Here is a 10,310-nt window from a genome sequence, read left to right on the forward strand (position 1 = left end):
CATCTCATCCAGCGTCTCGTGGGTGATGGGCGTTGCCGGGTCGGCCAGTGTCTGGAGCATCTGGTGACCGTGCGGGCGGTGAATCCATTGGATGCGTCGTCGGGCACGAGGTGTCGCCAATTCGCATCAGATGCGATATGCGGCGGTCCACGAATACGGCGGAAACAGGCCACGGCGGGCCGAGGTAGTTGCTGGTCAGCGGATTGACGTTGGACGGCGTAGATCGGTCACGTGCCAAGTGTCATAGTTGGCCGGCGTTCGTGATGCGGGCGGCGTACACGCGATGTGCTTTGCGTTCGGCAGGCCCGGCGGTGCTGGCGGCGAGAGCGGCGCTCTGCTCCAGTGCGGCGCGGTGCGGAACAGACGGGCGGCGTCGGTGATGCGGATGGTGTCGCCGACGGCGGCCTCATGCAGGAGCCGGGTGAATCCCGCACGGTCCAAGGAGAGCTGGCGGCTGGAAGTGGCGGGGTCCTCATAAGTGGGAGCACCGATGGCCAGTAGCGCGGCCAGGGCGTGTCGTTGGCGGGCATCGGTCTGCTTGTCGGTGGAATGCCGAAGGTAAATGCGGTCGGCCATGCCCGATTGTGTCCCTTCCCAGGTCGGTTCTCGATGGCTTCCAGGTGGTGGCGTTGCTGGCCCCGCCGTACGCGCTGATGATTTCTGACGGTGGAGATCTCTACGCTGCCCCTTATGAATCGTGAGCGGATTCTCCTGACCCATCCCGGAACCTCGAAGCCCAAATATCTGGAGCTCCGGGCCGACGGGGTCGAGCTGCACCGGAGCTGGTGGACCGGTGCCGGGAAGCCTCAGGAGCGCATGAAGTCGTTCGGCAGCGAGCGCGCGGCACGCGAGGCCCTGGAGAAGATCGTCACCGAGAAGATGCGTGACGGGTACGCCGTGCTGCGTGACGTCGCCGCGACCGAGCCGGGCGACGTCGTCGTCCAGTGCGCGACGCCGGCGACCAACGGGATCGTCGCGTTCGCCCTGCACCCGGACGGCGGCACCCTCGCGGTCGCCCGCGGCATTCCTGACCGGGTCAGGCTGCAGCTCGGCTCCGAGGTGCAGACCGTCGACTTACGGACCGGTGCCCGCCGGGTGGTGTACGCCGATGCGTCGCGGAACTCAGCGGTCCATGACATGGCGTTCGAACCGGACGGATCACACCTGACGTTCACCGTCCGGAACACAAGCAGCGGGGGGGACACGAGCCACACGGTGGCACTCGCCACCGGTCACGTTCAGCGCCTGCCCCGCACCCGCTTGGGGCGGGACGCCGTCGCTGGCCGGATACTGGTGTCCGACGATCACACGTTGCGCGTGCTGGGCCCGGATGGCCATTCGTGCCTCGATCTTCCGGCGGGCGAGCCCTCGCGGACCGGCGCCGCCGCCCTGTCTCCGTCGGGCCGGCTCGTCGGCCTCATCCACCACCCGGACAACCGCGATACGGAGTACGACCTCGAGATCTGGGATGTCGACACCGGCCAGCGAGTGCTCGGTGCCCCGTACCCCTTCCCGACGAGAGCCGATAATGCCCGTGGGCTCGGCAAGCTGATGTTCGACCGGACCGAGCAGCTTCTTGTCGCGAGCGGTGAGACGTTGGGATGCTGCGGCGTCTCGGTGGAATCCGGTGCCTTGTGCTGGACGATCGAAGACAGGTTGGCTGACGTCGCGCTGTCACCCAACGGCACCCGGCTCGCCGGCGCCCGCATCCAAGGTCCGGTCATCGTTTATGACGCCGCGACCGGACAGCCGCTGGAGCCGTGCTTCGTTGTACCCGGCGAGCCATCACTCTATTACCGCACGGTTGAGTTCTCCGCCGATGGCCAGCTGCTGGCGGTCGGCGACTACCCCGGCCGCGTCACGGTGTTCCGGTTCGACGGCCTAGAGTTCACCAAGCCCGGCGGCTGACCGGGCGGGCGTTCAACGCTCGCGGCGCATGGTGGCGGTGAACATGTCGCCCCTCAGGCGGTACCAGGTACGGGAGAAAGGGACAGTCGTCGACTCCCACCTTGGAGTCCGGGGTTGAGGAATCCAGGACCAGCGGTTGGCGCTGAGAATGATTTTGGTAGGCCCTGATGTGGGTGTGTGGGTGAGTTGCCTGGTGTTGGCTGCTGTTCGGCGGTTTTGATCCGGATGGCGTAGACCCGGTGGGCTTTGCGTTCGGCTGGTCCGGCGGTGTCGGCGGCGAGGGCGGCGCGATGATGCGAACGGAGCGGCCCTGGCCTCGGCGGATGGTTCTTCCGTTGTTGATGGCTTGACGAACGGCGTCGTCGCCGGCGGTGCGCAGGTGGTCGGCGAGCAGGCCGGGTAGGTCGAGTGTCGTTTACGGGTCGGCTTCGGGGTGGGGCTTGTCGCCATTCAGGGGCGGGAGGGTGTCGAGCTGGTCGGGGAACTGGCGCGCTTGGGCGTTGTCGAGGATGCGGCGGATGGTCTTGGGTGCGACCTGGTGCTGGCGGGCGAGGGCTTTGATGGCGGCGCCTTCCTGGTAGGCGGTGACGACGTCGGCGGCCTTGCCCGGGTCGAGGGCGGCAGGTCGGCCGAGGGTCTTGCCGGAGGCTTGGGCGGCGGCGACGCCTTCGCGGGTGTTCTCGCTGATCATGTCACGCTGGAATTCGAGTACGGCGGTCAGGACGGAGACCATCATCTTGGTGCCAGGGTCGTCTGAGGCCAGGTCGATGCCTGACAGCAGCCCGGATTCGACGCGGAGGTGCAGGCCCCGGCGGATCAGGACGGGGCGCAGGGCGAGAATGTCGGCGACCGAGCGGAACAGGCGGGCGGCGTCGGCGACGCGAATGGTGTCGCCGACGGCGGCCTCATGCAGGAGCTCGGTGAACCCGGCCCGGTCCAGGGAGAGCTGCCGGCTGGAGGTGGCGGGGTCCTCGTAGACGGGCGCGCCGGAGGCCCGCAGGGCGGCCAAGGCGTGGCGTTGACGGGCGTCGGTCTGTTTGTCGGTGGAGTGCCGCAGGTAGATGCGGTCGGCCATTTCGGAGCGTGTCCCTTCCCCCGGACTGGCGGACAGGTGGCCGACGGCCTTCAGCCGCCATCGTAGGGGGCGAAAGGGGGGGGCGGAATTGTGGGTCGGATCTGATTGGATAGACGGCTCATCGATGCAGGTCGGGGCCGGGTTCTGATTGGATCCGCCGATGGGGGCGGAGTCAGCCGATTGCGCCCCCACTCGCCATCGGGGTTAGCGCTGTGGATCAAGCTGTCGTCGCGCTGCTCTTTGGAGATCGTTTCTCCAAGCACGCCTGGACTTCGACGATGACGGCGTCACAGGGCTCGTCGGGCCCGACCCGGACAGGGCGTACGTCCCCGTCGAACAAGACGATTCCGTCGACGTCGCATCGGGCGCGAGAGCGGACGGCGGCCGTGTGGGTGACGAATGTCGCCCGCATCCACGATCTTGTCGTGCAGGGCGACGACGAGATCCCGCTCGGCGGCCGCGACCGATCGTGGGTTCGTCAGCTGCGCCAGGTTCGGGTTGGACCAGTCCAGGCCTGGGGTCGGTGCTCTGAGAGTGTCCAGAAGGGCGGAACTCGCCAAAGCATTTCCATAAACTATGAATATAAAAATGCTATGCTTCGAGCGTGAGTCGTCAAGACACCGCTCCTGGCGCGTCCGCCGCCATCGGGGCAGCCCTCTACGGCCTGGCCACCAGGGCCGCGAGACGCCTGCCCCGGGACATGAGCCTGACGTCCGCCGCCACCCTGGCCACCCTGGACCGGACCGGCCCGCGGCGCATCACCGATCTGGCCGCGGTCGAGGGTGTCACCCAGCCCGCGATGACCGCCCTGGTCCGGGTGATGGAGGAGTCCGGCCTGGTCGAGCGGCGGGGCGACGCGTCCGACAAGCGGGTCACGCTGGTGTGCCTGACCGAGGCCGGCGCCTCCTATGTCCGGACGCGGCGCCAGGCGGGCGTCCACGCGTTCGAGCGGTTGATCGGCGAGCTCACCGGCGACGAGGTCGAGGCGCTGGTGGCGGCCCTTCCGGCGCTGAAGCATCTGGCAGAGCTCGAAAGCCAGGACCGCGAAGGGCCGAAGCAGTGACCGGGCAGCCGGTCGGCGGGGTCGCGGTGAAGGCATTCCCGGTGGCGCGTTCCGAGGCGCGGCTGCTGGTCCCCGCCCTGATGTTCATCGCTCTGGTCGTGGCGGCGGTCGCCAGCCTCGGGACGCCGCTCATCACCAGCGTGGCGACCTCGTTCCACGTCTCGCTCGGCAGCGCGCAGTGGACGCTGACCGTCGCGCTGCTCAGCGGCGCCGTCGCCACGCCGGTCCTGGGCCGGCTCGGAGCCGGCCCGCACCGGCGGGCCACGATCCTCGCCACGCTGGCGGTCGTCGTCGCCGGCAGCGCGCTCACCGTGCTGCCGCTGCCGTTCGCGTGGCTGCTGGCCGGCAGGGCGGCCCAGGGCGTCGGGCTCGGGCTGACGGCGCTGATGATGGGCGTGGCCCGGGACCACCTCCCCGAGGAGCGCAGCGCGGCCGTGATCGCCCTGATCTCGGTGGTCTCGATCATCGGGGCCGGCGTCGGCTACCCACTGGCCGCACTGCTCGCCGAGCTCGGCGGGGTACGGGCCGCCTACGGCCTCGGCCTGGTCGTCACCGCCGCCGCCCTCCTGACCGCGTGGCGCTCCATGCCCGAAGCCCCCGAAGGCCGCTCCGCCCACGTGGACGTGGCAGGCACGGTCGTCCTGGCCGCTGCGCTGCTCCTGGTGCTGTTCCTCGCCGGCGAACGGAATCTGTGGAGCCGGCACCTCGCCGTGGCGGCGGGCCTCGCCGTCGTCGCGGTGGTGCTGATCTGCGTCTGGGCCGTCATCGAGCTGCGCAGCACGACGCCCCTGGTCGATGTGCGGGCGGTGCGGCACCCGGCGGTCGCCGGGGCGAACCTCGCCATGTTCGTCGGCGGGATCGGCATGTACCTCCTGCTCACGCTCATCACCCGGTACGCGCAGACGCCGCACGGCGCCGGCTACGGCTTCGGGCTGACGACCTTCGTCGCCGGGCTGGTCCTCATCCCGTTCTCGGTGCTGGGGTTCGTCGCCGGCAAGCTCACGCCGCGGGTCCGGACGCGGATCGCCGACCCCCTGCTCCTGGCCGGCAGCGCCGTCGTGGTCGGCGGCGGGTTCGCCCTGTTCGCGGCGGCCCGGTCGGACCTGGCCGAACTGTTCGCGGCGATGGGCGTGCTCGGCTTCGGCGTCGGCGGCTTCTCGGCCGCGATGCCCGGCGTCATCCTGGCCGTCACCCCCAAGAACGAGACGTCGAGCGCCATGAGCTTCAACTACGTCGTCCGCAGCGTCGGGTACTCCCTGGGCAGCGCCATCGGCGGCCTGATCCTCGCCGCGGGCACCGGCCCCGGCCACCTCTTCCCCGACGACAGCGCCTACACCACCGCGGCGCTGGTCGGCATCGGCGCCATGGCGATCACGACGCTGACAAGCCTCGCTCTCGCCCGCCGACGCTCGTCCGAGACCAACCCGTAAGTCAGATGCACTCATCCAACACTGGAGGTTCCATGCCCAAGGGCTACTGGGTCAGCGTCTACCGCACCATTTCAGACCCTGAGAAGCTGGCTGCTTACAACAAGCTGGCCCGTCCGGCCGTCAAGGCCGGGGGCGGTCGGGTCCTCGTCCGTGGCGGTCGGGTCGTGGCGCATGACGCCGGAATCGCCGAGCGCGTCGTCCTGATCGAGTTCGACAGCTTCGAGCAGGCCGTCGCGGCGCACGAGAGTGCGGCCTACCAGGAGGCGCTGGTCGTCCTCTCCGACGGCGTCGAGCGCGACTTCCGCATCGTCGAAGGCATCGACTGACCGAGGTCCAGTCGGATCTTCACTGAAGATCCACCATCTTGGTTTTCGCTGGTGCGGCTGCTGGTGTGGCGGGGTTCGTGGGGTGCTCGTGCTGGTCGTGGGCGGCTGTCTTCGGTCTTGATCGTCTGTCAGCGGTCGAGTTCGAGGTTCGTCAGGACGAGCATGGCGCGGAGCAGGTTGGTGGCGCGGGCGGGGCTCGTGCGGAGTTTGGTGAGGATGCGCCAGGTCTTCAGGTGCGCGAAGCCGTGCTCGACGGGGGCGCGGCCGGCGGCTTTCAGGTGCTCGACGATGTGGTCGTGGCGGGCGGCGGTGATGTCGTGGGTGCGCCTGGGCCTCGCGGCGGAGATCCAGATCAGGCGTCCGCGTTCGTCGGTGAGCGCGAGGAAGTGCAGGCCGTGGCGCTTGTGCTTCCCCGAATAGTTCTTGCGGTTGTCCTTGCCGGTGCGGCGGCGGGTGGGGATGAGGGTGCCGTCGATCAGCACGGCCTCCCCGCCGCGTCTGGAGGTCCCAGTAGCAATGAAGAAATTTCCAACGGATACGCAGGTTGAAGCCCCTGCAAGAACCTTCGAGCACAGTTTGGAAAACGGACCGCTGACCTGCATATCCGTTGTTTCTGCCGTTACTACCGGGACCCCTTTGTGAAGGGTAGCGTCCGCCTTAACTGATCTCAGACGGGATGTTCGGGACGTACGTCGACGCTTGACATCGCTGCTTGGCGTGAACTTTCGGCCGGCGGACTCCATCTCATCGGTATGAGCCGGATCTTGCTTACCGTCATCGTGCTGGTGCTGACCGGGTGCGGTGTCTCGGTGGAACCGCCGCGTTTCACCAAGCCCGCCCGCTCGCCTGAGGAGGTCGCACACCAGTTGCGCGAGTTCGAGCTGCGTGGGCAGACGCCCTTCCCCGCAGTGGGTGATGTTTTCCAGCTTTGCCTGAACACGCTTGGCACCAGGGAACCCGCCGAGCCGCAGGCATTTCCCGCCTTGGTCGCTCATCTGAAGACTGACCCGCCCGTCCACGCGCGGTTCATGCTGATGCCCGACACGGCGCAGGCGGCTCGCTTGGTGGCCCAGGCCGCAGGGGTGGCTCGTGGCTGCGCGGGCCCGGCGATCGGCGGCGTGGGTGAGGGGATGGAGGGGAAGACGACCGTGTCCGCCTTCAACCGTGGCGGCTGGTTGGGCGTGCAGGTCGTCACCAGCGGGCGGAGCGGGCGCGACACCGATGACTCGTTCTTCTACAAGCCGTTCACCACAGGGCAGTTGGTGGTGAACAAGGGCGCGTGGGTCGTCGACCTGGGGTGGGAGATCCGCGGCAGCTTCGGGTCTCCCGACAGCGATTGGGCCGAGACGGGGCTGAAGGTCTCCGAGTCCGTGCTGGCCGTGGCCGATGGTTCCGTGACAGGACCGCGTGCTCAGGACCAAACGGCCCGGGTGGTCCGTGCTCTGCCCGATCCCGGCGTTTACGGCAAGCAGATGAAGGTCTGGCCGGAACCCGGCAAGCCGCGCCAGTTCCGGGAGCAGGGGGAGGGGCCATCGATGAACAACGACATGTCCTGCAGCACCGTGGTGTCCAGGGAGCACCTTCCGAGCTTCGTACCCTCCGTGGAGCGCTCGCTGCTCGGCGAGGTCGCCGTGCACGAGATGGTGTCTTTGGCCCGTGACGAGCAGCAGGCCGAGCAGGTACGGCGGGCCTGGCTGCACGATGACCCGATGGGCCCCCTGCCGCCGGACCCTTGCGGATACTCCGACCCGGGGTTCGTCCACAGCGAGCAAACCAACGCGAAAGGCATCGCGCCGTCGGTCACGGCCTTCCGGCACGGGGAGTGGACGGGGGAGGTTGAGCGGTTCGCCGCGCGTCATCCGAAGGTGACCGCCACATCCGGCTATCGCGACTCTTATGCTCATGTGGCGGTAGCCGTACGGAAAGGTGCGGTCGCCGTCTATCTGCGATGGCAGTGCCCGGCAGGGGTGGACCCGCAGTCGGTATTCACGCGCGGTGAGTCGGCCCTGAAGCGCACGCTGGACCGGCTCGCACGGGCCGCCTAACGCTTGGTGGGCGTTTCAGCCTCGACCAAGCGACGGCCACCCGCGCGACCAGCGGAACGAAAACGTACGCTAAGCCGTCCGCGGTTGGCCGTCGTTGACGTAGGTCACGATGCGGCGGGAGTCCCGATAAGGGCGTCCCGGTCGGCGCGGGCTGACGTTACCGTGACGCCCGTCGCCGCCGGACACCTCGAAGGGACAGGGCCACCCATGGGTACCATCCACCAGCTCAAGGTCACCCTGCGGGAGGTCCGCCCGGTGGTGTGGCGGCGGATCCAGGTGCCGTCGACGGCGAACCTGTGGGTGGCTATGAAGGTCTCGGAGAGCACCACATGTTGGTCCGCCCGAGCACCATCTGGTGATCGTTGCGCCCGTTTGTGTTGATGGATTTGAGCACCAGGACAGGCGGCGGGTGGGGACCTATCATCGGGCGGGTGACGGAGATCAAGGTCGATGGGGCTTTCTTCAGGGTCGTCGATCCGGCCTTTGAGCTCGTAATCCCTCGCTGGGAAGGCAAGGCATGGATCCCGCGTCGGCTCGTGAGGCTGACGCGACGATCGAGCTGCCAGACGGTACTCGCCGATACGCGACCTTCATGCATCCCTCGGTGATCACCGAGATCATGGCCCGGTGGCAGGAGTCCGGCGAATGCTTGAGTGGCCGTTACTTCTACTGCACCGACCTGGTCGTGATCCGCGAGCCCGGCTTCGTCACGATGGCCGACGCCATCCGGGATCTCATCGAAACCGGTGATATCACCAGCGCGTGCGGGCTCCTGCCGCCCGATGACGGCCCGGATTAGCTGGCGGCCTGCTCGGCGCGCGCTTTGGTTTGGGCGAGGCGGTAGGAGTCGGTGCCGGTCTCGATGATGTTGCCGGCGAAGGTGAGCCGGTCGACGATCGCGGCGCAGAGCCGAGGGTCGGTGAAAGTGCGGGTCCAGCCAGAGAACGACTCGTTGCTCGCGATGGCGACGCTGTTCTTCTCCTCCCTCTCAGTCAGAACCTGGAAGAGGAGTTCGGCGCCGTGACGGTCGAGTTCCATGTAGCCGAGCTCGTCAATGCAGAGAAGGTCAACCCGCCCGTAGCGGGCGACGGTCTTGGCCAGGACCTTCTCATCGGCGGCTTCGACGAGTTCGTTCACCAGCTTGGTCGCGAGGGTGTAGCGGACCCGGTAGCCCTTCATCGCGGCCTCGGTGCCGAGCGCGATGAGGAGGTGGGACTTGCCGGTTCCTGAGTCGCCGATCAGGCAGAGGGCTGGCCCTTCTTGACCCAGTCGCAGGTGGCGAGGGTGTTGATGGTGGCGGGGTCGATGTTGGGGTTGGCGTCGAAGTCGAAGGCGCGCAGCGATTTGTCGCGGGGGAACTGGGCTGCTTTGATGCGGCGTCCGGAGCGGCGGCGGGCGCGGTCGTCGCACTCGGTCAGCAGGAGTTCGGCGAGGAATCCCAGGTAGGACATCTGGTCGCGGGCGGCGGACTCGGCGAGGTCGGGGAACGCGGCGCGGATGCTGGGCAGACGGAGCATCCGGCAAGCCTGGTCGATGGAGGCCTGGGCGGCCTGCTCGGTCATGCCGCGGAGACGGGTGCTGGTCATGAGCTTCCTTCCTGGGCAGGACGCTCGCCAGCCGGTCGAGCGCGTTTGAGGAGCTGGTCATAGACCGCCACCGAGGGCAGCGGTCTGGTGTCTCGGGGAAGGTGGGCCAGGCGCCGTTCGGTCAGGAAGGTCACCTTCGCGCCCTCGCCTTCGTTGGGCTGCTCGGGCTCTGGAGATTCGTGCTGCTCGTCGTCCTCGGCTGCCTTCCGGGCCTCCAAGGCGACGGCGTCGGCGGTGAGGGCGCCTGCATTCAGTGCGGCGGCCAGGCCGGTCACCAGATGCTCGGTGGGGATATGGCGGGCCAGTAGCAGGATCTCGATCAGGGCGCGGGTGCCGTCCCGGTCGTCGTGGGCCTTGCAGGCGGCCGCCCACCAGGAGTCGTGGACCGGGTGAACTTGCCAGCCGCGCGGGCCTGGTCCAGAGCGGTCGCGCCCGGTAGCGCGCCGGGCTTGCGGATCAGGATCTCCAGTATTACCGGTCGAAGACGCGTTCGACGGCCGCCGCGGACGTCACATGTCCACGATCAGCGTCGGCCGTGGCTCGTCGTGGGCCCCGTTGGGGCGAGGACCGACGAGCACAGGCAGCGTCGGCCGTGGCTCGTCGTGGGCCCCGTTGGGGCGAGGACCGACGAGCACAGGTGGAACCCCGCGGGTCTTCACCGTTCGCTTGCGTTGGCGATGGCATCAGCCGCCTTCTCCAGCGCGGCGGCTACCGCGAGGGTGGCGTTGGCCTGGGCGCAGAGGGCCAGGGCGATGGCGAACTGCTGCTCTTTTTCGCCCTGGTTGGGCTTCCCCTCGTAACGTAGAGACATCGCCTTAAAGGGGGACGGCGATGGCAGAGACGCGACGGAAGTTCGATCAGGACTTCAAGGACGGGG

General features: G+C 68.2%; 11 protein-coding genes and 1 pseudogene. 6 read left to right on the forward strand and 6 right to left on the reverse strand.

Features of this window, described 5'->3' with window-relative positions:
• Nucleotides 1-195 precede the first annotated feature (195 nt).
• Nucleotides 196-576 carry a recombinase family protein gene (locus tag ACFY2X_RS46865; protein ID WP_389951852.1) on the reverse strand — a complete coding sequence of 127 codons (381 nt, stop codon included), beginning with the start codon at nt 574-576 and terminating at the stop codon, nt 196-198.
• A gap of 240 nt (nt 577-816) precedes the next feature.
• On the opposite strand from ACFY2X_RS46865, the gene ACFY2X_RS46870 reads away from it, so the two are divergent.
• Nucleotides 817-1,908, forward strand: coding sequence for a WD40 repeat domain-containing protein (locus tag ACFY2X_RS46870; RefSeq protein ID WP_389951855.1), 1,092 nt, complete (start codon nt 817-819; stop codon nt 1,906-1,908).
• A 415-nt stretch (nt 1,909-2,323) separates the two neighbouring features.
• Here ACFY2X_RS46870 and ACFY2X_RS46875 read toward each other — a convergent pair whose 3' ends face one another.
• Entirely contained in the window at nt 2,324-2,983 is a 660-nt protein-coding gene (locus tag ACFY2X_RS46875) for a recombinase family protein (RefSeq protein WP_389951858.1), read from the reverse strand.
• 604 nt (nt 2,984-3,587) lie between these two features.
• Here ACFY2X_RS46875 and ACFY2X_RS46880 point away from each other — a divergent pair.
• The 3 genes from ACFY2X_RS46880 to ACFY2X_RS46890 are packed head-to-tail and all read left to right on the forward strand — an operon-like array spanning nt 3,588 to nt 5,802.
• On the forward strand, nt 3,588-4,046 hold the full coding sequence (locus ACFY2X_RS46880; RefSeq protein WP_229894102.1) for a MarR family winged helix-turn-helix transcriptional regulator: 459 nt from the start codon (nt 3,588-3,590) through the stop codon (nt 4,044-4,046).
• On the forward strand, nt 4,043-5,476 hold the full coding sequence (locus ACFY2X_RS46885; protein ID WP_389951862.1) for an MFS transporter: 1,434 nt from the start codon (nt 4,043-4,045) through the stop codon (nt 5,474-5,476). Before ACFY2X_RS46880 ends, ACFY2X_RS46885 begins: the two co-directional genes overlap by 4 nt.
• 32 nt (nt 5,477-5,508) lie before the next feature.
• Nucleotides 5,509-5,802, forward strand: coding sequence for a DUF1330 domain-containing protein (locus ACFY2X_RS46890; protein ID WP_389951865.1), 294 nt, complete (start codon nt 5,509-5,511; stop codon nt 5,800-5,802).
• Between the two features lie 128 nt (nt 5,803-5,930).
• Here ACFY2X_RS46890 and ACFY2X_RS46895 read toward each other — a convergent pair whose 3' ends face one another.
• Entirely contained in the window at nt 5,931-6,284 is a 354-nt protein-coding gene (locus ACFY2X_RS46895) for a transposase family protein (RefSeq protein WP_389951868.1), read from the reverse strand.
• A gap of 282 nt (nt 6,285-6,566) precedes the next feature.
• On the opposite strand from ACFY2X_RS46895, the gene ACFY2X_RS46900 reads away from it, so the two are divergent.
• A complete protein-coding gene (locus tag ACFY2X_RS46900; protein ID WP_389951871.1) occupies nt 6,567-7,847 on the forward strand; it encodes a hypothetical protein in 1,281 nt (426 codons plus the stop codon).
• Nucleotides 7,848-8,364: 517 nt separating this feature from the next.
• The gene (locus tag ACFY2X_RS46905; RefSeq protein ID WP_389951873.1) at nt 8,365-8,646 is read left to right on the forward strand and encodes a hypothetical protein; all 282 of its coding nucleotides are present in this window, start codon (nt 8,365-8,367) and stop codon (nt 8,644-8,646) included.
• On the opposite strand, the pseudogene istB reads toward ACFY2X_RS46905, so the two are convergent.
• The 3 genes and pseudogenes from istB to ACFY2X_RS46920 all read right to left on the reverse strand — a co-directional run bounded on the left by istB (nt 8,643) and on the right by ACFY2X_RS46920 (nt 10,244).
• Nucleotides 8,643-9,433: pseudogene (gene istB, locus ACFY2X_RS46910) on the reverse strand (IS21-like element helper ATPase IstB). The gene ACFY2X_RS46905 and the pseudogene istB overlap by 4 nt on opposite strands.
• Nucleotides 9,430-9,708, reverse strand: a complete 279-nt coding sequence (locus tag ACFY2X_RS46915) for a hypothetical protein (RefSeq protein ID WP_389951876.1) — start codon at nt 9,706-9,708, stop codon at nt 9,430-9,432. Before ACFY2X_RS46915 ends, istB begins: the two are co-directional and overlap by 4 nt.
• A gap of 380 nt (nt 9,709-10,088) precedes the next feature.
• On the reverse strand, nt 10,089-10,244 hold the full coding sequence (locus tag ACFY2X_RS46920) for a hypothetical protein (RefSeq protein ID WP_389951879.1): 156 nt from the start codon (nt 10,242-10,244) through the stop codon (nt 10,089-10,091).
• Nucleotides 10,245-10,310: the final 66 nt, after the last annotated feature.

It is taken from the genome of Streptosporangium sp. NPDC000396, from assembly GCF_042898655.1.
Lineage (GTDB): Bacteria > Actinomycetota > Actinomycetes > Streptosporangiales > Streptosporangiaceae > Streptosporangium.